The sequence below is a fragment of the Enorma sp. genome (assembly GCF_982429025.1).
Window position 1 is genome coordinate 77,034 of the sequence record NZ_CEWCAA010000001.1, and the last position, 20,021, is coordinate 97,054.

23 protein-coding genes are annotated in these 20,021 nt (G+C 62.0%); 8 read left to right on the plus strand and 15 right to left on the minus strand.

Annotation, left to right across the window (positions count from 1 at the left end; all coding sequences use genetic code 11):
* Window positions 1–125: 125 nt before the first annotated feature.
* The 6 genes from AC1VS5_RS00310 to AC1VS5_RS00335 form a co-directional block, all read right to left on the minus strand.
* On the minus strand, window positions 126–1,688 hold the full coding sequence (locus AC1VS5_RS00310; RefSeq protein ID WP_481217298.1) for a sensor histidine kinase: 1,563 nt from the start codon (window positions 1,686–1,688) through the stop codon (window positions 126–128).
* Between the two features lie 29 nt (window positions 1,689–1,717).
* Window positions 1,718–2,380: a response regulator transcription factor gene (locus tag AC1VS5_RS00315; protein WP_204666428.1), complete on the minus strand. Its 663-nt coding sequence runs from the start codon at window positions 2,378–2,380 to the stop codon at window positions 1,718–1,720.
* Between the two features lie 380 nt (window positions 2,381–2,760).
* Entirely contained in the window at window positions 2,761–3,231 is a 471-nt protein-coding gene (locus AC1VS5_RS00320; protein WP_481217299.1) for a hypothetical protein, read from the minus strand.
* Complete coding sequence (locus AC1VS5_RS00325; protein ID WP_481217300.1) at window positions 3,224–4,057, minus strand: ABC-2 family transporter permease; 834 nt, start codon at window positions 4,055–4,057, stop codon at window positions 3,224–3,226. The genes AC1VS5_RS00320 and AC1VS5_RS00325 overlap by 8 nt, the downstream gene beginning before the upstream one ends.
* Complete coding sequence (locus tag AC1VS5_RS00330; protein ID WP_481217301.1) at window positions 4,057–5,007, minus strand: lantibiotic immunity ABC transporter MutE/EpiE family permease subunit; 951 nt, start codon at window positions 5,005–5,007, stop codon at window positions 4,057–4,059. The genes AC1VS5_RS00325 and AC1VS5_RS00330 overlap by 1 nt, the downstream gene beginning before the upstream one ends.
* Window positions 5,004–5,732: a lantibiotic protection ABC transporter ATP-binding protein gene (locus AC1VS5_RS00335; protein WP_481217302.1), complete on the minus strand. Its 729-nt coding sequence runs from the start codon at window positions 5,730–5,732 to the stop codon at window positions 5,004–5,006. The genes AC1VS5_RS00330 and AC1VS5_RS00335 overlap by 4 nt, the downstream gene beginning before the upstream one ends.
* A 435-nt stretch (window positions 5,733–6,167) precedes the next feature.
* Between AC1VS5_RS00335 and AC1VS5_RS00340 the strand changes: the two genes are divergently transcribed.
* Entirely contained in the window at window positions 6,168–7,061 is an 894-nt protein-coding gene (locus tag AC1VS5_RS00340) for a CorA family divalent cation transporter (protein WP_481217303.1), read from the plus strand.
* Window positions 7,062–7,353: 292 nt separating this feature from the next.
* Here the strand turns inward: AC1VS5_RS00340 and AC1VS5_RS00345 are convergent, their stop codons facing one another.
* Window positions 7,354–8,337 carry an NAD(P)-dependent oxidoreductase gene (locus AC1VS5_RS00345; RefSeq protein WP_481217304.1) on the minus strand — a complete coding sequence of 328 codons (984 nt, stop codon included), beginning with the start codon at window positions 8,335–8,337 and terminating at the stop codon, window positions 7,354–7,356.
* 298 nt (window positions 8,338–8,635) lie between these two features.
* On the opposite strand from AC1VS5_RS00345, the gene AC1VS5_RS00350 reads away from it, so the two are divergent.
* The 3 genes from AC1VS5_RS00350 (at window position 8,636) to AC1VS5_RS00360 (ending at window position 10,853) form a co-directional block, all read left to right on the plus strand.
* Complete coding sequence (locus AC1VS5_RS00350) at window positions 8,636–9,232, plus strand: helix-turn-helix transcriptional regulator (RefSeq protein WP_368284806.1); 597 nt, start codon at window positions 8,636–8,638, stop codon at window positions 9,230–9,232.
* Window positions 9,233–9,415: 183 nt separating this feature from the next.
* On the plus strand, window positions 9,416–9,637 hold the full coding sequence (locus AC1VS5_RS00355; protein ID WP_481217305.1) for a DUF6440 family protein: 222 nt from the start codon (window positions 9,416–9,418) through the stop codon (window positions 9,635–9,637).
* Between the two features lie 424 nt (window positions 9,638–10,061).
* Window positions 10,062–10,853: a MerR family transcriptional regulator gene (locus AC1VS5_RS00360; RefSeq protein ID WP_481217306.1), complete on the plus strand. Its 792-nt coding sequence runs from the start codon at window positions 10,062–10,064 to the stop codon at window positions 10,851–10,853.
* Between the two features lie 86 nt (window positions 10,854–10,939).
* Here the strand turns inward: AC1VS5_RS00360 and AC1VS5_RS00365 are convergent, their stop codons facing one another.
* From AC1VS5_RS00365 to AC1VS5_RS00375, 3 genes are all read right to left on the minus strand, one after another.
* Window positions 10,940–11,443 carry a hypothetical protein gene (locus tag AC1VS5_RS00365; protein ID WP_022348791.1) on the minus strand — a complete coding sequence of 168 codons (504 nt, stop codon included), beginning with the start codon at window positions 11,441–11,443 and terminating at the stop codon, window positions 10,940–10,942.
* Window positions 11,444–11,508: 65 nt separating this feature from the next.
* Complete coding sequence (locus tag AC1VS5_RS00370) at window positions 11,509–11,718, minus strand: helix-turn-helix transcriptional regulator (RefSeq protein ID WP_019127722.1); 210 nt, start codon at window positions 11,716–11,718, stop codon at window positions 11,509–11,511.
* 384 nt (window positions 11,719–12,102) lie between these two features.
* Window positions 12,103–12,453 (minus strand): DUF2200 domain-containing protein, encoded by a 351-nt coding sequence (locus tag AC1VS5_RS00375; RefSeq protein WP_144687210.1) that lies wholly within the window; start codon window positions 12,451–12,453, stop codon window positions 12,103–12,105.
* Between the two features lie 248 nt (window positions 12,454–12,701).
* Between AC1VS5_RS00375 and AC1VS5_RS00380 the strand changes: the two genes are divergently transcribed.
* Both AC1VS5_RS00380 and AC1VS5_RS00385 read left to right on the plus strand, forming a co-directional pair.
* Window positions 12,702–13,178: a PH domain-containing protein gene (locus AC1VS5_RS00380; RefSeq protein ID WP_276765907.1), complete on the plus strand. Its 477-nt coding sequence runs from the start codon at window positions 12,702–12,704 to the stop codon at window positions 13,176–13,178.
* A gap of 3 nt (window positions 13,179–13,181) precedes the next feature.
* Window positions 13,182–15,089 (plus strand): PH domain-containing protein, encoded by a 1,908-nt coding sequence (locus AC1VS5_RS00385; RefSeq protein ID WP_481217307.1) that lies wholly within the window; start codon window positions 13,182–13,184, stop codon window positions 15,087–15,089.
* Window positions 15,090–15,155: 66 nt separating this feature from the next.
* Here AC1VS5_RS00385 and AC1VS5_RS00390 read toward each other — a convergent pair whose 3' ends face one another.
* Together AC1VS5_RS00390 and AC1VS5_RS00395 are read right to left on the minus strand one after the other, a co-directional pair.
* Entirely contained in the window at window positions 15,156–15,464 is a 309-nt protein-coding gene (locus tag AC1VS5_RS00390; RefSeq protein WP_419058740.1) for a type II toxin-antitoxin system RelE/ParE family toxin, read from the minus strand.
* A gap of 2 nt (window positions 15,465–15,466) precedes the next feature.
* On the minus strand, window positions 15,467–15,751 hold the full coding sequence (locus AC1VS5_RS00395; protein WP_022348787.1) for a type II toxin-antitoxin system RelB/DinJ family antitoxin: 285 nt from the start codon (window positions 15,749–15,751) through the stop codon (window positions 15,467–15,469).
* Window positions 15,752–15,905: 154 nt separating this feature from the next.
* On the opposite strand from AC1VS5_RS00395, the gene AC1VS5_RS00400 reads away from it, so the two are divergent.
* Window positions 15,906–16,499, plus strand: coding sequence for a TetR/AcrR family transcriptional regulator (locus AC1VS5_RS00400; protein ID WP_481217308.1), 594 nt, complete (start codon window positions 15,906–15,908; stop codon window positions 16,497–16,499).
* Between the two features lie 77 nt (window positions 16,500–16,576).
* Window positions 16,577–17,383 (plus strand): class I SAM-dependent methyltransferase, encoded by an 807-nt coding sequence (locus AC1VS5_RS00405; RefSeq protein ID WP_481217309.1) that lies wholly within the window; start codon window positions 16,577–16,579, stop codon window positions 17,381–17,383.
* A 47-nt stretch (window positions 17,384–17,430) separates the two neighbouring features.
* Here the strand turns inward: AC1VS5_RS00405 and AC1VS5_RS00410 are convergent, their stop codons facing one another.
* The 3 genes from AC1VS5_RS00410 to AC1VS5_RS00420 all read right to left on the minus strand — a co-directional run bounded on the left by AC1VS5_RS00410 (window position 17,431) and on the right by AC1VS5_RS00420 (window position 19,735).
* Complete coding sequence (locus AC1VS5_RS00410; RefSeq protein ID WP_481217310.1) at window positions 17,431–17,967, minus strand: flavodoxin family protein; 537 nt, start codon at window positions 17,965–17,967, stop codon at window positions 17,431–17,433.
* A gap of 11 nt (window positions 17,968–17,978) precedes the next feature.
* Window positions 17,979–18,599, minus strand: coding sequence for a TetR/AcrR family transcriptional regulator (locus tag AC1VS5_RS00415; RefSeq protein ID WP_204627036.1), 621 nt, complete (start codon window positions 18,597–18,599; stop codon window positions 17,979–17,981).
* A 551-nt stretch (window positions 18,600–19,150) separates the two neighbouring features.
* Complete coding sequence (locus AC1VS5_RS00420; RefSeq protein ID WP_481217311.1) at window positions 19,151–19,735, minus strand: hypothetical protein; 585 nt, start codon at window positions 19,733–19,735, stop codon at window positions 19,151–19,153.
* Window positions 19,736–20,021: the final 286 nt, after the last annotated feature.

A 20,021-nucleotide genomic window follows, 5' to 3' on the forward strand; every position in this document is an offset into this window, starting at 1 on the left:
TAAATCGAGCCCTTACTGCGTAAAACAGCATGGAAGAGCACACTGGACAGGAGAGGGGTTGGGTTGGACAGGATGAAAGGTGCATCAAGCATGCGGAGGGCCAGCCGGACAAAGGGGGCGACAGGCTAAGCAAGCGGGAGCTGAAGCGCAGCCCGGGCACCGCGGATGGAGCCATCAGGGTTCGTGAGGTTGGTGAGCTCAATGGTGCCGTTATGGTTGCGAGCGGTTTCCGCAGCAGCAAAGAGCCCGATGCCGTAATGTGTTCCCGATGCGGCGCCTGTGCGGGACGCATCGTCGCGGAAGAAGCGCTCGCAACCATGTTCGAGGGCTGCGGGCGAGAAGCCTGGTCCGTCGTCTTCCACGTCGATGGCGAACGCGCGAGCGGAACCCTTGTCATGTTCTGCAAGGCTAAATGCTATGCGCACTCGGCTTCGCGCATGGTCGACGGCGTTCGAGACGACATTGGCCACTGCGCGCTCAACCGCTTCGGCTTCAACGAAAACGCTCGCGCCCCCGAGGGCGTCGTCGCGTATGACGCGCAGCTCCACCCCCGCGGTCCGTGCGAGCGGGACGACCTCTCGTTCAAGATGCTTTGCCAAGCTGGCAGCATCGATGCGCTGTCTGGCTCCCTCGGCTGCCTTTCCGCGCGATGCCTCTATGAGGAGCTGCACGTATCGATCGACCTGCTTGCAACCCTGCGCTGCGTCATGCGCAGCAGCGGCGACATCGGAAAAAGCGCTATTCGCCAGTTGATTGCATGCCCCAGGCTTCGCAAGGTCCTGCATTTCCTCTGCAACAAATTCAGCATTAGCGCGTACCACGGTGAGCGGCGTTTTGAGATCGTGCGCGAGCGCTGCGATCTGGTCGCGTTGTGCTTGCTCGGAGCGCCAGCGCGCTTCAAGAGAATCTGCGAGCGAGGAGCGCATGCGTTCCATCGCCGCAAGCACGTCGTCAATTTGGCGCACATTGCTTGCGCCCACAGCGAAATCGAGCTCCTCCTTCCCGATGCGCTCGGCCGCGTCTGTTAGCAGCAACATCTTGCCTGTTAGCACAGACGAGGCACGTCGCGCGATGAGGGCAACCGCCAAGGCGCTTCCAGCACAGCCGGCTGCAATCATGAGGTTCTGCGGGTTAGGAAGTGTGTCGCGTAGCTCTCGTGTGGTGTATTCGGGCATGTAGGTGCTGGTGAGAATGCAGAACGTTCCGTCTGCGAGCTTGCCCACCGAATATGTGGTTCCGTCCATGCCAAACGTTTGCGGGCTGCTCGTGTCCTCAGATCGAAAGCTGGCGGTGGCATCGAGCGCACGACAAAGACGTTCCGCCGAAAGGTCGGTGGCAAGCACCATGCCGTCATGGGCTACATGGGCATACCGATATGCAGAGGGAATGCTCGCCTCGTTTACCGATCCCGCCTCTTGCACCGCAGTAATGGTCTCGTTGGCATGGGCCGCGCCGTAATTCGCTGAATAGACGAGCCCGGCGTTGAGCGTCATGCTGAATGCTGTGAACGCAACGAGCCATACTCCCGCGAGGACGGCGAGCACGTAGAAGAAGTAGCGCACGATGAGGAAGGAAAGCGGCATGCGCCATGCGCGGCGGGCGCGCGCGTCGGCAACACCGGCCTTGCCGGTTCCTGCCCCATCGGCGTCCTCTTCACGGGTGCCTGCTACCTCGCATTCCTCTAGCACGGGCTGGCCTCCCCGGTCATCGCTGCTGTTTAAAGCTGCCACTTGTACCCCATTCCCCATACGGTCGCAATCGGGTCGGCTCCGGCGGCGGCGAGCTTCTTGCGCGCACGACTTACGTGCATGGAAATGGCCGCATCGTCAACTTCGCGCTCCCAACCGAAAAGCGCCTCGCAGATTTGCGCGCGGCTGAGCACCTGACCGGGATGGCGGGCAAGGTGCTCGCAGATTTCATATTCCGTGGGAGTGAGGGCGACGGGTGTGCCATCGACCGTGACCTGCCGAGCACCAAGGTCCAGACGAACCGGGCCAAATGCGATGGCATGCGTGTGCTCGCGCCGTTCTCGGCGCACGTGAGCAGCGACCTTCGCGCGCAGTTCGGCCGCACCGAACGGCTTGCGTACGTAGTCGTCGGCGCCGAGGCCGTAGCCGGTCACGGCGTCCTCTTCGGCAACTTTGGCGGTGAGGAAGACGATGGGCCCGTCGAAGCGCGGCCGCAACTCGCGCACGAGCTCGAAGCCGTCAATGCCGGGCATCATCACATCGCATAAGATGAGGTCCGCTCGGGCAAGGTTCAGCTTTAGAGCGCTGGTGGGATCGGCGAGGCAGAGCACGTCGTGCCCGTCGCGCTTGAGGATGCGCTCGATCACATCGAGTATCGCCTGCTCGTCGTCGATCGCGATGATGCGTGCCACGTTCGCTCCTTTCTGCTGCGGTTGGCTCACCGTGGTTCGTGAATCGTGGACACCCGGTGTCTGCGTTTCACGTGGTGCCCGCGTTTGACTCGTAGGTCGTAGGCACCCGGTGTCTGTGGTTCATCGTGTTTCATGGTGCGCCAACATTCTAACGAAGCGATAACGATGGGAGAGGGTTCGCCCCATTTGCTCGATGCCGCCGCACGGTTGAAACAGTTCGAGGCTCGAGTCGGAAGATTTTTGCCGATGGGCCGAGTAGCCGGCTGTAATGCGCAGCTGCCAACAGGGGTTTTGTTGATTGTGCGGTCGTGCCTACTCGGAGGCTCGCATAAAACCTGCCGACTCGAGCTTCGAACTTGTTTTGCGATGGATTATCGCCGTTACGATGCAGAAGAGGGTGCCGCAAGCGCCTCATGCGCTGCGAGCGGCACATCGAGTTCATCTATGGTCCGGTACCGCACGCCGGACCCACCATGAGCTTCGATTTGGAGCCATCCCTCGCCCGACGTCTTGCCCCCGTACGAAATAAGGGTAACTTCAACGGGCGAACCATCGGCGGTGGCGGCCTGGACGCGGTAGACGTAGTTGGTACCGGCGCCGGTGGCATCGGCGTAGCTCTCGGTGAACGAATCGGGTTCTGGGGAGGCCGCCCAGACGGTCTCCTGAGGCATGAAGACGCGGTCGAACAACGAGCTCACCGCCACGCCCCAGCCGCCTCCACAGCCCGAGAGCAGGGTGCAGGCGAACAGCGCAGGAAGCAGGAGCGCGACAGCGCGGAAGCGGGCAGGGTTGGGCACGGCATGGGTGCGGGTGAGGTTAGGCATGGCACGGGCAGGGGCTGGATTAGGCATCGTTTCGTCCTCCTTCGAATCGGTTGAACCATACTATGAGCGCAGCGAGCCCCGTTATGGTGAGCGTGGCCGCTGCGATGGCGAGCGCCCAGGCAAGCGAGCTGATTGCGGCGGCCTGGGCGGCATCCGTTGCTCGCGCAATGCCCGCTTCGACGGCGAGCGACCCGAGCCGTGCAGGCCAGGAAAAGGGAATCAGGCCGAGCACGCCCCCGCTTGCCGCCGTGAGCTCGCCGGTCATGAGGCCATGCGCCAGGCCGCCTACCGAGAAGAGCCCGATGCCGAGCCCCGCCGCACCTGCACCGATAGCGGCGTTCCGCCCGCTCTGTAGGGCAATGGCGATAAAGAGCAGATAGAGTGGGGCGCTCCCTAAGCAGATTCCAGCGGTGGCCAAGCCGAGCGTTTCGGCGCCGAGCGAGAGCCTTCCGGTTAGGGCGAGCGCGCTGGCGAAGATACCCATCGAAAGCAGCAGCGCGAGCGCGCCCGCCGCCCAGAGCACGGCTGCTTTGGCTGCGATGGCGACCGCACGCGAAGGAGCGCCTGTGAGATTGGCGAGCCGTCCCGCCCGGCGTTCCTCGTCCATATTGAGCCCGCAGACGATGCTCGCCATCAGCGGCATAAGCGCGCCAAGCAGTTGCACGTACGCGTCTGCGCCAAAGGCCGGATCCCACGGTGCGTAGGCGAAGTACACCCCGCAGGCGGTGCCGCCCGTGAGCGCGCAGGCGAGGTGGACGGGCGCGAGCGGTGAGCGCGCGAGGCGAAGTGCCTCGGAACGCAAGGCGCGAAGGAGTGTCATGCGCTCTGTCCGAGCTTCGGCGAGAATGCTCATCAGCGTACCTCCTCAGATTGCGCGAACCATGCTGCGGATACGGCGGTGAGCAGGACAAACGTCAGTGCGGCAACGGCGATGCCCGCCCAGGTGAGCGCGCCGTTCGCTGCCAGCGCACCGCCCAGCACGGTATCTGCGGCAAGGGGCTCGCCGCTCGGTAGCACGGGTATGAAGGCCGTGGGGATGACGGTGGTCGCCGAGGGCGGGAAGAGCTGCGGCACGGGGATGGCGCTCCAGGCGAACCCGCCCACAAGCTGAACGGCGAGCGGCAGGAAGATGCCCGCCAAGAGCCCGGCGCGGGCGGTGAGGAAAAGCCCCGCAGGTATCATCCATGCGCTCGTGATGGTGGTGGCAAGGGCCGCCAATGCCATGGTAAGCACCGCTGCGGCAGAAAGGCTTCCGCCGATGGCGAGCGCTGCGATGTACAGAGCGAGCACGACGAGGTTGGAGAGCCCCGAGAGCATGAGGCACCAGAGCGCCTTCGCCCACCAGGCCTGCCCGAGCGGGGCTCCTGAACCGAGGAGCGGGCGATTGCGCATGCGCGCATCGGCGTTGGCAACGCATCCAGTGAACAGGGCGATCGTGACCGGCATGAGGAGCACGTACCAGTAGTTCCAGGGCGAGAAGCTCACGTTGCCGCTCGGTGCGGTAAGGAGTGCTATGAGTGGAAACGGTAGTGCCATGATGAGGGCGAGGCGCATGGGCGCGGCGTGCCGGAACTTGCGCACCTCCGCGGCAAGTGCCGAGCTAAGGGTGGCGCGGAGCGCCTGGGCGCCGGTCGAGGTGGCGCGGGGCGCCTGCGCGCCGGTCGAGGTGGCGCGGGGCGCCTGCGCGTCGGTCGAGTTGATGCGGGGCGTGCGTGCGCCGGCTGGGGTTACGCGAGGCGCCTGCGCGCTAGCACCCAAGCGGCCCGCGTTTGCTGCGGGGCATCGATCTAGGGAAGCCATCATGCCACCTCCCTCTGCCGAGAAGCCCCTCCGTGCCTGCAGACATCCATGAAGAGCTGCTCGAGGTCCTGGCCTTTGTGCAACCGGTCCTCATGGGCAAGCCTGCCCTCGTGGATGATACCCACCGAATCTGCCATCTGCTGCACCTCCGAAAGGATGTGGCTCGAGACGAGGACCGTGATGCCGCGCGCCGCAAAGCCGCGGATGGTGTCGCGGAGTTCCTCGATGCCAATGGGGTCGAGGCCGTTCGTAGGCTCGTCCAAGATGAGCAGATGCGGGTGCGCGAGCAGGGCGAGCGCGATTCCCAGCCGTTGCTTCATGCCCATGGAGAAACGGCCTGCGCGCTTGCTGCCCACGTTGCCGAGACCCACTTCGGCAAGAACCTCGTCGATGCGCTCCTCGGGCAGGCCGAGGAGCGTCGTGCGGACGCGCAGGTTCTCCCTTGCAGAGAGATTGGGGTAGAGCGGTGCCTCTTCGATGAGCGAGCCAATGCGGTAGAGGTCGTCGCGCTGCCACGGGTGGCCGCCGATGAGGATTTGCCCTGCCGAGGGGCGAAGCATTCCGCAGATCATCTTGAGTGTCGTGGACTTGCCCGCGCCGTTTGGCCCGAGGAGGCCGTACACTTCGCCCTCTTTGATGTGGAGGTTCACACTGGCTACGGCTGTTTGGGCGTGGTCGCCGCGGCCGAACTGTTTGGTGAGCCCGCGTGTTTCGAGCATGAACGCCATGGAGGTCCTTTCTATTCGCGTCTCGCTTCCTGACGTTTCCTATGCTCGCGGGCAACTATAACGAAGCCATAACGGTCTTTTATCTGTTTGTGTGGCGCGGGACATGGGCGCGCCGTGCGCTCTTTCGAGCTCTGCTCGTGGGCTGCCTTGCAAGCTTCGGAAGAGCGCCGGGGCCGCTCCCACAGGCAGCCGATAGGTGCAAAACCTCCGGAATGTCTCCGAAGAGCGCCAGGGTGTCTATCCCGCATACAGCCAATGCCACTACCTCCCCGCAAGGCCGCGGTCCTAAAGCCCCCCGATGGGTACCATGAGGCGTAGATATTGATGCCATATGGAGGTGCGGCGATGGCGAAGGTCTGGACAGTTTTGGGTGATCGGCTGAAACCTGCGGAAAAGTTGGCGCCGCATGGCGGTCGAACGGCAGAACCGGAGGGCATGGCACGGCCATCTCGCGTACCGACGGTTATGATTGTCGGCCCCGAGCATGCCGCCGACTATGAGTTCGGTCGGGTGGGCATGGAGGTCGTCGCCCAGCTTCCACATGCAGCGATGCCGTTCGCTGAGGTGGGCGATACGTGTGCTGTGGGTGTAGTGGTGCTTCCCCCTGCAGGTAGGAGGGCTGCGGAGGCCCCGCGTTTCGCCTTTTCTCTCACATCGAGCGAGCTCGTCATCGTTGATGGCGACGGCATCTGCGCGCCGGTGCTCAACGCGCTGTCCTCAGACGATGTCGCGGTGGAAAGCTGCGCCGACGTTCTTTGTTACCTGCTTGCCGAGCCGTTGCGCGAGCAGCCCGAGCTCCTCTCTCGCGTGCGCGCGGATTTCGAGGAGTTCGAGCAGTTGCTTTTGGAGGGGCGAGAGCGTATCGACCGAGCGAAGATGATGGCCGATTCTCGCCGAATGCTCGGGCTAGATACGTTTTACCAAGGGCTTTCCGATATAACGGGCCTTTTGGGCGGGGAAGATGCAGCCTTCATGAGCCCGGTTTCCCGCGCGCGCCTTGCGGCGCTCTCACGTCAGCTCGACCGCCTGTCCGCGCGGCTTGAATCGCTGCAGAACTATGCGCTGCAGGTCAACGGCCTCTATCAAGAGGGAATTGATATCCGGCAGAACAACGTGATGCAGTGGCTCACCGTGGTCACGACGATTGCCATGCCGCTCACGGTGATAACCGGATGGTACGGCATGAACTTCCCGCATATGGGCCTCATCGATGCTGCGGGCGGCTACCTGCTAGTGGCGTGTGTCTGCATCGTCATAGTCGTTGCAGAGGTGGTGTTCTTCTACCGACGCGGATGGCTGAGATTCGGAAGTCGCCGCCGCAGGCGCTAGGAATTCGCCTCGCTGCTGGCAGGCAGTCGGTCCAGTCGCGGGCGCCAACGGCCGTGTGGACGCAGCCCCAGGCGCAGGCGGCCGGCGCTAGCTGCCGACGTCCCTCAGGCGCGGGTGGCCGGCGCTTCATCGTAGACGCCAGCAATCCGCATTCTGCCCTTCCGAGCGTCGCATATCTCGAGACTGGAGTTCAGATTGGGCCTTCTCCCGCGAGTTATGCGACGCTTTTCGGCAGCTCCGGTATCCGCGTAAACCACTTTATACGGCGTGGAATCTTCTCACAAGGTACCGGTTACCGCACCTCGTACGGCGTGCCCGCTCCGCTGGTGAACGCCAACAGCGCCTCGACGTTGGTGCGCACCATCTGCTCAACGTCCTCGGCAGTGTAGAACGCCATGTGGGGCGAGACGACAACGTTGGGCAGAGCCATGAGGATGGCGCGCTCTCGGTTGGCGAGCACGTCAAGGCTTCGATCGAGGTAGTAGAGGCCGGCCTCATGCTCGATGGTGTCGAGCGCGGCGCCTCCCAAACGCCCCTGTTCGAGCGCGGTGATAAGGGCATCGGTATCAACCAACATACCGCGAGCGGCGTTTATCAGCACCGCGTCGGGCTTCATGAGCGCGAGCTCGGCGGCGCCGATCATGTGGTGGTTTTCCGCGAGTCCAGGTGCATGGAGCGTCACCACATCAGATTCAGAGAGCAGCTCCTCCAACTCCAGGTACTCTGCCATCGCGCGCACGTCGTCGCGCGGGAACGGATCGTATGCCAGCACCCGGCAGCCAAATCCGGTGAGTTCTCGAATCACGCACGATCCGATGGCGCCTGTGCCCACTACGCCCACGGTGCAGGATCCCAAGCTGCGCCCAAGTTTGCCTTCGAGCCCGAAGCTCTGCACTCCGGCATGGCGAAACACCTGCTTGGCGCGGCGGAGAGCCATCAGCATGAGCATGATGGTGTAATCTGCAACGCCTTCGGGCGGATAGGCGGCATGAGCCACGCGCATGCCGAGCGAGCGGGCATGGTCCACATCAATGTGGTCGTAGCCGATGGAGCGCGTGGCGATGGCGCGGATGCCGAGCTCGTGATAGCGGTCGAGGAGCTCGGCCGTCATGGGGTTGGTGATGATGGTGAGCGCGTCCGCGCCGGCGGCGAGCGAGGCGTTCTCCAGCGTGGGGTATTCGCTCGTCCAGTCGAACTCGATGTTCAGCTCATGGCAGGCGCGCTCAAGGTAAGCGAGCTCGTCGAACGGGCGCAGGGCAAACGCGAAGATCTTCATAGCGCTCCTTAGGGCGATTGGATGGATGGTAGAGGCTGGCTGTGCTGCCAGCGCGCGGGCCGGCATGCGGCAGGCTGGCGAGCAACATGGCAGCCGCGCCGTCCCATCATAGCGCGCTCGCGCATTATGAATCCCTTAGCAAATACTGTTCAAAATCTAGGTATGAATGACAGGCAGCCAGCTCAGCATAGTTGCACAAATCTTTTGGCATGCCATTTTCGCATGGCTGCGCGCTCGCCAAACCGGTTCGATGGTACAGTTGCCGCGGTCCAACACCTCAAGATTCGAAGGGATCCGCGTGGAACTCGCAAAGCGCATCAAGGAGCATCGCGAGCGGCTGGGGATGTCCCAGGGAGAGCTGGCGAAGGCAGTGTTCGTGACACGGAACACCATCTCCAACTGGGAGACGGATCGAACGTACCCCGACGTGCAGAGCCTGCTCCTCCTAAGCAATATCTTTGGTGTGAGTATCGATGCGCTGGTGAGGGAGGATTCGCCTGAGATGCGCGAGGCCCTTGCCGCGGGCTCGAAGAGGATGCGTCGTCTTGGAATCGTCATGACGGCATTCGGTCTTGCCTGCTTGGCGTGGGTGATAGCCGGAATCATCATGGATCTGGACGTCCCGTGCATCGTGATGCCCGCGGTCGTTCTGTTCGCTCCCGCATCGGTTGCTGCGTTTCGAGTCGACAAGATGCGTCATGACAACCAACTGTACGCGTACCAGTCGGTGGAGGCGTACCTAGCGGGCGAAGACCCCGATGTGAACAGCCGCTTCAACCAGCGTGCCGGCGAGCACTGGGTCGCGCGGCGGATCGCGCTCACTGTTCTGATGATTATCGTAGGTCTTTGCTGCGGGTGGGGAGCCGCCGGCATTGTCCTCAGATTCGTAGGGTGATGGCCCGCCGGCGAGAAAGGCTCCGACCCCGGTTTGCCGAGCGCTCGTGTCGCCCCGCTTCGGCTTGCTTTGCCTTCAGGTCCGAGCCGCCTCGTCTCGAGCCAGCCTTCGCTTCGTGGAATCTCCTGGGTGTGGGAAATGCCCAGTGCGATTGCTTCTATCCATTTACAGAAAGGAACAACCATGGCAACCGATCGTTTCGTCGAGGTCTATTCCCAGGGAGTAACCAACGTTCGCAAGATTATTGTCGACACGCAAACCGGGGCGAACTACCTGCTGATGTCTTCCAACATGACGGGCGGTAGCGGCATCACCGTTCTGGTAGACGCCGGCGGTAAGCCAGTGGTCACGCCGCTCGACGCAGATGACTCCGTGGCGATGGGTCAGCTGCTCAACAGGGAATAGCTGATGCGGGCGCCCATCGCAACGCGGTGGGCGCTGTATCGCGAGCACCATGCTTGTCGGCTGGCGGCCTGGATAACGCCTGCGAGTCGTTCTCCGGATGCAAGCGCATACGAGATTGCAACTTTTGGGCACTTTATCGAGAGTGACCCGAATATAAGCCGGGTTTGCCAATGGTCATCAACCGTTCTACCAGCGCTTTTCTTTCGGGCCATTTTGCTTGTACTTGGCGGCGCGCACGTTAAGTGCCCAAAAGTTGAAACCTTGTAAGAGGAGGGGGCATTGAGGGCGCGTGGTTGGTAAATCGCGCGGCCGGTATGTCTATGTGCGTTCGATGTATTGAAGAGAGGGAGGCTGGGGCGCCAGCTGTCTCGTGCTTGACCTTTCCGCTGCGGCAAGGTGCACTATGGTTGCAGGGAGGTGTGGCATGGGAAAACGAGGTAAGGAGCGCAGCGACGCGAGCTATACGGTGGGCCAGTTGGCCAAGCTCGCCGGCGTGAGCGCGCGCACGCTCAGGTACTACGAGGAGGAGGGGCTACTCCGTCCTTCGCGCGCGGAGAGCGGGTATCGTGTGTACGCCGCCAGCGATGCCAAGCGCTTGGCGTACATCCTGTCCATGCGAGCCTGTGGCTTGCCGGTGGCTACGATTCGCAGCTTGCTGGAGAACGATGAGGGAGATCTCCGCCATGTGCTCCATGCGCACCTTCTTACTCTGAGCGCGCAGAGAGATTCGCTGGACGAGGCGATTGAACGCACGGAAGCGGCAATTACCGCAATCGAAAGGATCGAGCAGATGAACGAGAACGATGCCTTCGAGGCGCTGAAGGGCGAAAGGATTGCGGAGAACGAGCGTGCGTATGGTCACGAGGCACGGGCGCGCTGGGGCGATGAAGCGGTAGATGCGGCGAATGAGCGCTTGCGGGCCGCTTCGCGCGAGGAATGGGATTCGCTCGAGCGGCTGGGCGATGAAATTAACAGGCAGCTCGCGATTGCCATGGCAACGGGCGACCCGGCGGGCGAGGAGGCGCGGCGGCTCGCGCACATGCACGCACAGTGGATCGAGGGGCATTGGGGTGCCGGGCGCTACACGCCCGAGGCGCATCGAGGCTTGGCGCAGATGTATCTAGCCGACGACCGATTCCGCTCGTATTACGACGATGCTGTCGGCGCGGGAGCAACGGAGTTCCTCGTCAAGGCATTAGAGGCATGCTTGCCGTAGCTCGGCAAAACCGTGCCCGTCCGTACCGAGATTGTGCGGGCGGGCACCAATGCGTTCACGAGTTGCGGGCAGAGCAATCGCGCTTGCTACTCCGCTTCATCGCCGATTTCGCCCTGCAAGCGGATCTTGTAGGATAGCTTGACCACGAGCAGGGCCACCGAGAGGAACACGAGCGTTGCGGCAGCCGCTGCCATGGCCTCAAGGCTCACGAGCGCCCCAACGAAGATGGCGATCACGGCAAGGGCGGGCATGATCTGGACGAACGACCGCGCTATCTCCCGTTCCATGTGGGCCTGAAGCTCATCGTTCTCCTTTGCATGGAGGTGGCGAAGCGCCCGGTCGTCCGAAAGCGCGCGGCGCAGGTCAACGATGTTTTTGATGGTGACCACGGCGGCGACCGTGCAAAGCCCCATCACAGCCCCCAAGAGGAAGGCCGACGTGCTCGTCGTGCCGTTTAGGGCAGGGAGGTTTTCGGTCGCCGTGAGCGCGCCGCCCATGACGAGCACGATGCAGATGGCTGCTGCAGACAGAGTTTCGCGGCGGAGACGCCTGGCGGCATCTTCACGTAGGGATTCGATGGTGGTCTTCATGGACGGGCCCCTTTCTTTTGTTCTTCGAAGTGCTGGACTAGCCGGCGGGTTGCCGGATTGAATGGCTACAGTTCCTCATCTATTTCGGAAAAATCAAATACTTCCTCGATGGTGAGTCCAAAATAGCGGGCGATTTTGTATGCGAGCGGGAGCGACGCGGTGTATTTACCGACCTCGATAGAGGTGATGGTTTGGCGCGTCGTGCCCACGGCGTCGGCAAGCTCGGCCTGGCTGAGCTTTTGCGCTCGCCGGAGTTCGCGGATACGGCTCCTCATGGTCTCCCTTCCTCGGCTGATTGCGATTGAAGGTGCAAAGTTCGCTTTGCAAGACAAGCATAGTATACTTTGCAAAAGATGACAAGTAAACTTTGCAAATTAATTGCTCGCACTAGGGAAGCGCTGGCCCTTGCTCTTGAGGAGACGCCGTGCCATCTCAAAGGCAACATTCAGCGTCCTTCTAGATTCTCAAAGGGGCTGAGGGTAGGCGATAATGCTTTGCAGGCAGCACATGGCGAGTACGACGGTCAAAATGGGACGGGTCTGTTTTGACTCACTTGGGCGAGAATCAGGGCCGACCGTTCGCCCAGCGAACCAACTTCCAGGAATGACGCCGCCGGAGGAGCGACGGCATGACCACCGCCGGGGATGGCTTTACGACAGCTATGACCGTAGGATCTTTTCCATGGCGCGCCCGCGAGCGAGCTCATCTACCAATTTGTCCAGATAGCGCGCATTCTGCTCGACCGGATCTTTAATCGCAGAGACGTCTACGCCGCAGATTTTGCCGGTGATAAGGGAACGATTGGGATTGAGCCGCGGCGCGGACGCGAAGAACTGCTCGTAGGTGGCATCCGCTTCAAGCTGTGCCTGAAGCCCCGCCGCATCGTATCCGGTAAGCCAGGAGAGAACTTGGTCGACCTCCTCCTTAGTACGGCCCTTGCGTTCGGCCTTCTGCACGAGCAGTGGATAGACCTTGGCAAACGACATCTGCGCGATCTGCATGCGAGCCATGGCAGTTCCTTTCAGTCAAGGCGGGCCGAGCCGAGCCGGCGGGGCAGGCCGGGGCAAGCCGGGCCGAGCCAGCGAGCCAAGCCGGGACAGGGCCAGCGTCCCTCATTCCGGAGAGAATCAAGGCTGTCCGTCAAGCGTACCATGCGCAGGCCCACAGCGGTTGTGTCCGCAGACCCAAAGCGGTTGTGTCGCGCTCGGGGGGGGGTGCTATCATGAGCAGACATATTGTTCAGCAAGAGGAGGCATCCGTGGAACTCCCCTCACGCCGTCTTGACCCGCGCATGCTGCGGGCATGGTATGCCGGATCGCTTGCACTCATGGTGGGAACCGTGGCGGTAGGCCTCGTTGCTATGCTCATTGTCCGTCATTTCGGGGGTCCTATCTTGGTCCCGCTCATCATCATGGGCGTTGCGCTCGTCGTTGAGCTGGCGGATATGGCAATCAGCCCGCGCGTTGAGTATGCGACGTGGCGATTTGACGTGACGCCCACCGATGTTGACCTCTACCACGGCGTTTTCGTTAAGAAGCGCGTAATCGTTCCCCTCGTTCGCGTACAGCATGTCGAGACCAAGCAGGGGCCGATCCTCAAGGCGAACGGTTTGGCCGCCGTGCGTATCTCAACGGCGGGGGAGAGCTTTGAGATTCCCGGGCTCGCCGAAGACGATGCGCGGACGCTGCGCGACCGCGTTGCGGAGCTCGCGCGTCTTGCCAAAGAGGACGTGTAGAACATGGCCGGGCAGGACGATAAGAAACGCGCGCATGCGAGCGAGGAGGCGCCGGCGCGGCTGGAATCAGATTGCAAGACGCTTCCGGTGGGAACTCCTGCAGCAAAAGCGGCTCATGCGGCAGAGAAGGCCCGCAGCGCGGGTTCGAACCGGACCCTGGAGCACCTTGGGCGCGAGGTAGAGCGCCTTGCGAATCCGAGGAACTCCCTTTTTGAAGAGGCGGGCGTCCCGCTTTCTGGCGTGCATCGGGGAAGCGCGCTTTCGCTCATTACGGGAGCGGTGAGCGGCTTGGGCGTTGCGTTCGGCGTGTCGCTCGTGGCGATTGTTCGGACGGTTGGCGGTAACGTTGCAAAGGACCTGCCCGGCGTCATTGCCATCGCGAGCGCCATCGTTGCATTGAGTGTAGTGAGCTCGGTTATAACATGGCGCACGCGCACTTGGGAGCTAACCGATGCGGGCATCATGTTGAGGAGCGGGCTTGTCACGTCCAAGCAGTTGCAGGTTCCGTACGAGCACATCCACACGGTAAACATGTCGTCTAACTTAGTTGAGCGCGTGCTCGGCCTTATGACGCTCGACCTAGATACAGGTGCGGCGAGCTCGGAGGGCGAGGCAACACGCATTAGGGGCCTGCAAGCAGGCATGGCCGAAGCGCTGCGAGAAGAGCTTTTCCGGCGCAAGGCGGCGATGTTGGCGGATCAGGGGTTGGACGCACGAGCCGCCGCCGCGGATGCAAGCGCCGAAGCGGATGATGGGGCCTCGCCGACTGCCCCGGCGCCCTCGCCCGACGCATGTTATACGCTTACGACCGCCCAGCTCGTGTTCGCGGCCCTAACCGAGGCACGTGTTGTGGCCCAGGCGGCGGCATTTCTCATTCTCATCGTTCAAGGTATCAATCTCTTGCAGGAAAGCGCGCTCGTTAACCTTTCAGACGTTGCGGGAGATATCGCGGTGCTTCCCGTTGCGTTGCTCGTTGGTGCCGTAGCGCTCCTACTCGCTTTGGCATTGGTTGTTGGGTTCGCGGTCTCGTTTGTCATGAGCTTGATCGGGTTTGCGGGATACCGGGCGGAGCGCGCGGGCGGGCGCATCTCGGTCGAGCGCGGTTTGCTCAGTCGTACGTCTCATACGGTTGCGCTTGAGCGCATCCAGTCGATTAGCATTCGACAAGGGATTATTCGGCAGCTCATAGGCTATGCGGAGGTGCGCGCGTCTGTAGTGGGAGCTATCGGGTCTTCGGATGAGACATCCACTGCCGACGGCGTGGTGCTGCACCCGTTCATCCGCCTGACCGAGGTCGATGCGTTCCTGGCGTCTATCGCACCCGATTTCTCGGTGGTCAAAACGGGACGGGTTTGTTTTGACTCATCTTCCGAGGAGCTCGAAGAGATCGGCCTGGTGCGGCTTCCTCGAGCGGCGGCGCGGAGGTTGGCGTTCCGTACGGCGATGAAGTCCCTGGCGCTTGCCGTTGCACTTGCGGGCGTGGGGGTCTTTCTGGCGCGCGTGCTGCTAGCGGGTGAATCTTGGAGTATGGTGCGTTTGGCGGTCGGCGCGCTTCTTGTCGTCATGGGGGTCGCGGTCGTTGCACGGATGATACTGAGCGCCGTTCTTCGCTACCGCGATAGCCGCATCGGTCACGACCGCACGCGGTTCGTGATGGTTTTGGGCGGCGTTAAACGCCGGACCGAAGTGGTGCTACGCGCGCGCCTCCAACACGCGACCGCTTCGGCGAGCCCTTTCCAGCAGAGGGTGCAGGTTGCGACGTTCATGACGAGGACCGCTGCAACGGGCGATCTCGCGCTGCGCGATGTTTCGGCAGCCGATGCCGATGCGCTGCTTGCTTGGATTCGCCCGCGTAGAGGTGCCGGTGCGGCGAAACCTGTTGATGCGGCGGCTTCTCGAAAGGATTCTTAAGAGGGATGAGAGGCCCTTCCCCGGCTTCTATCAATTGCTTTTGTATGCGGATGATAACACGCTGCGCTATTTCAGCGTGCCCTGAAACAGCTCTTGGTGCGACCCCATACGCACGAGCCTGATAACAGGGTTGGAGCGGTGAGGCATGAATAGGACAAGGACATCAACCATGCCGTCGGCGAGATGGAACTCCATGTGCCCGTTGTAGTTTCCTCCCGGATTGGCAAGCTGGTGAAGCCGGTACATTGCGGGAAGCGTTCCCGTGGCGGCAAGTTCTCGAAGAGCGGCTCTGAGTTCCGATTTTAGAGCAGGGTGTTTTCGCATCACCTGCCGATAGTCGGCGATAAATTGCGGCTCAGGTTTCAGCTCGAACATGCTTACGCCTCGTCAAGGTAAGCGAGAAGATCATCGACGTCGGTGAAAGCCGGCGTATCATCGGGAATGATGCCGAGTTCCCTTGCTTCGGCTGCTACCATTGCGCGACGTGTTGCCTCGTTTGGTGCGGGATCGGGCGCTTCGATGTCGAATGGAATGCGGCGCTTGATGATGAGCTGGCGGGCAGCAAGATTGAAGTACCCGCTGAGCGAAAGACCAAGGGTGTCGAGGATTTCCGTTGTTTCTTGCTTGACGGCATCATCCAAAGTAATAGTTGTCGTTGCCATGGCAATCACCTCTGGTATATAGAAGATATATTGAATATACCTCAATCATATGTATATATACATCACTTCTGAATTTCAGTGAGAGATTAATGGATCCCATATTGACCAATGCTCAATCAAGGACTACCATGAGGCCTGACAAGGAGGCGATGGTATGGTCCGAACGGTTAAAGATCCCGAGGAGCGCAGACGCGAGCTTTTGGCGTGCGCCATGCGGCTGTTTGCCGAGAAAGGCTATGACAACGTGTCGGTCCGTGCGGTCGCGCGGGAGGCAGGCGTGGCATCGGGGCTTGCGTACCACTATTTCGATTCCAAGCAGGCGCTCTTCGATGCGGCGATTGAGGAGTACGCACGCCAGTGCGCTGAACGGTTCTGCTCGATTTTTACCGACCGCTCGCTTTCGCTGGATGAGCAGCTTGACCTAGCCTTCGACCTGGGAACTAAGAGGGAAGCGTTTCCGTATGCCGATTTCTTCCATGCGAGCGAGCACGGTGCGCTTCACGAGCGGCTCTCTCTCGGCATCTGCGAAGCGGTGCGGCCCAGCCTGACCGCCGCGCTCGAGCGCGATGCGGCAACACGCGGCATGTCGGCGCCCGATGCCGAGATGCTTGCCGGGATGCTCGTATACGGAAGCATCGGGCTTGCGTCGGATGGGCACGAGTTGGGTGAGCAGACACGGCGGGCAGCGCGCCGCTACGTAGCGGCCCTTATAAAGGAGTTCCGGCACATCGGCGAGCGCAAAGGATAGGAGATTTGCCCGAGTCCTTAGGCTTGGGCTTTTCTTGCACGTAACAATTGAGCAATGTTCAACAGAAAGGATGAGAGATGGACGAGGGTATCGACAGGCAGGCGGGAGAGAATGGGGAAGCGGGCTCGGGGCAGCTCGACGCGCGCGCGGAGAAGGGTGAAATGCCGGCCCCGCGGCGGTTCAGCATGCACGGGCGCAGGGGAGAAGCGCCGGCCCCGCGGCGGCTCAACGTGCACGGGCGTAGGGGCAGCAAGCCCGATTCGGAGCAGCTCAAAGCTCGTTCAAAAGCGGCTTTTGACGAGCAAGCGCCGATATACGACGAGGGCATGCAAGGGGACCATGCCCGCGCGCTCTATCCCTGTATTCTCGATGAGGCGCACCGAGCTCTGGAAGGCATTCCCGTTCCAAGCGTGCTAGACGTGGGCTGTGGCACCGGAATGCTGTCCGAGCAGCTGCTAAGCGCATTCCCTTCCTGTCGGCTTACCGGCGTCGATCTTTCGCCTGCCATGGTAGAGCGTGCAAGGGCGCGCCTTGCGGGCAGGGCAGAGGTCCGCGAGGCCGATGCGGAGCGTCTGCCCTTTCATGATGGAGTCTTCGACCTTGTGGTATGCAATGATTCGTTTCATCACTATCCCGACCCAGATCGCGCGGCGTTTCAGATGTGGCGCGTTCTCAGAAAAGGCGGGGCGCTGGTACTGGGCGACGTGTGGCAGCCAGCGCCCGCACGCGCGGTGATGAATGCCTGGATGCCCCTCTCTCACGAGGGGGATGTGCGCATCTACTCGGAGACGGAGCTTCGCGCGATTCTGGGAACATGGTTCCAGCGAGTGCGCTGGAGCCGGATTGGGCTCACGGGGTGCCTTGTGGTCGCAAGCAAGGGCTGAATGCCTGAACTGCGGAACAATCGACCATGTGCCAGCATGTCGCGCGGTCACGCTCCAAGATAGTCGAGGACCGGTTGCAGGTAAGCGCGGTTCGTGCCGTCGAATCCTTGCTTCATGGACTCGAGGGCAAAGGCGATGCGCGGATCGGTTTCGGCTGCTTTGGCCTGCAAGCGGAAGAATGCCCTCATGGCCAGCTTGTCGAGCGTGCAAAGTCGGTCAAAATCAAAGCCGCCCTGGCAATAGAAGTGCTTGAGCGCGGAATACCGCTCGCGGGGAAAGGCGCGCTCAAACGCCTCGTCGGTATCGCTTTGCGGCCAGTCTTCGCTCGGCATGGGGTACGCGCCCACGCCGACGACGACATAGCGTTTGCCCGGCTGCGCATCCATGAGACCGCGCAGCCATTTTGCGCCCTTGAGCCCGCCGGCATGGAACCAGCTAAGGAAGACGAGCGTATCGGCACCGGACGCTGCTGCCTCGTCGCGCCTCTTGAATGGAAGGGGTTCCGTGCCGAGCGACTCAGCGAGCCATCGAGCGTAGGTCCTGGTGTACCCCGTTTGGGAGCAGTAAACGACGGCGGTGCTCATGCGTGCTCCTTTCAGATGCGGTGCTCACTTTGGAATGCGTCGAGGTGCTTGGCGATAAACCGACGGGCGTCGTCCCACGGCATCTCCTCTGAGAGCGCTAGAAACACAGCTCCGTGGAACTGCCTAGCAGCAAGTTCCGTATCGCAGGGACCGAGGTATCCGCGTGCGATGAGCTGGGCGAAGATCGTCTCCTGCAGCTGGATTGGCCTCGTGATGAATATCGTGCGGTAGAGCTGGAAGATACTTGGATCGGCGTGTCGCTCCGCTTCGAGGATGTGTCGCAGCTTGATGATGGCCGGGTCTGAAAAGAAGGGCTCGTAGCTGGCGAGGACGGTCGAGAGCAGTCGGTTGGGGTCGTCGGTTGCATATGCTGCCGCGCTGTCCTCGGGATGAGCGAGGGCCTGGTGGCTGCGCAGCAGGTTGGTGAGCCGCTCGAGCTGCAACGAGACCGTCGCGTCGAACAGGTCGCGTTTGCTGGAAAAATGGTTGTAGAGAGAAGCATCCTTCATCCCTGCCCCATGGGCGATGTCGCGCATGGTCGAGGCGGTGTAGCCCTTTTCCGCGAATACGTCGAGCGCCCGCTCGCAGATAAGGGCCTTGGTGTCGCGCGTTGGCCCCGCTGGTCGCCCCATGGCGCTCCTTTCTTAAAACTATCAACTACTAGTTTATTGGGAAAGGCGTGTGAGTCAAGGGAATGTCGGGGTAGGTGCGCAAAGTCTTGCTAGGCGGTGCGCATGGCCGAGCGGCGCCCCTAGCAGAGAGGGGCCTATGGCCGAGCGGGTCCCATCGTCGGACGGCGCGTATGGCAGAGTGGCCTATGTGGCCGGGTGGTGCGCATGCCCGAGTGGCCTATGTAGCCGAGCGGCTCGCATGGCCGATTGGGTTCACAAACTTGACGAGTGGTGCGCACAACTTTGCTGAAGTTACGCATTTCCGGGCACTCAGCAAGTTTGTGCGCAGCACTCGACAAGTTTTTGCGCGCTCCTGCTTGGGATGGGGCTGCGACACGAGCCGGCTCGCTGCCGGGCGGCACTGGTAGCCGGTTCGCTGCCGGGGTGGTGTCGCAGGCTGCGCATAACCGGCAGAGAGCACGGTACCGGTTAGGTTTCCCTCGGCATCGCCATCAACCGGCGCTCCATCGGCAATGCGAACGTTTATTGGGCTGCGTGCAAAACGATCGATTCTATGAACCGAGCGCGATACCGCCGAGCCAACCCCAGCGCGGTTCGGCCATGACTCCGTATACCGACGCCCACAGCTCGAGCGGAGCGTCTGCGAGGTGTCCGTCCGTGCAATGCCGTACACGGCTGTCGCCAAGATAAAGACCAACATGGCCCCATGAGCGTCCACCCGCGCCATAGGGGTGTGCGGGTACGGCGACGATCATACCCACGCGAAGGCATCTCGTGTCGGAGCTTTGGCACCAGGCGTGATAGAGGGCGGACGCATCGCCGGTAACCACACCGAGCCCCATGCGGAGGAAGACGCGTTCAACCCAGGCGGCGCATTGGTCCGCCTCTGCCGCGGGCGTGGCGTGGGCAAGGGCAACGAGGTCGCGCTGACGTGCAGAGGCATCCATGAGTGCTTGCGGCTTGCGTTCGGGATCGACGGCGCGCCACGCCGGTTGGTGGTAGATGGTGAGTGGTTCTGCCTCTATTACGTTTGGCTGCTGCGCGTCACGCGTGTGTTCGGAGTGCTGGTGGCTACGGTTGCGGTTGCGACGGGTGCCATCAGGTGCTTGCATGAGCAGCCCGCGCTCCGCGAGCATGGCGAGCGTCCTTCGGCGCAAAGCCCCCTCTCGTGAATCGCGCACACCCGGTGTTGGCGTTTCATCGTTTTCCCCGCGGCGTACATCATGCGTTAGCGCGTTGCCTGAATCGCGCACACCCGGTGTGTGCGTTTCATCAGCCGGCAGGGGCTTGCACATGGGGGTCTCGGGCCGGTGTGTGGCGGGATGTTGCGGCATGGCCTTCGCTTCGCTCGACATTCGGGGCGTGAGCCCGGGTTAACGGAACGGTTCTCACTTTATCTTCTGGCCGATCGGGATTGCAACT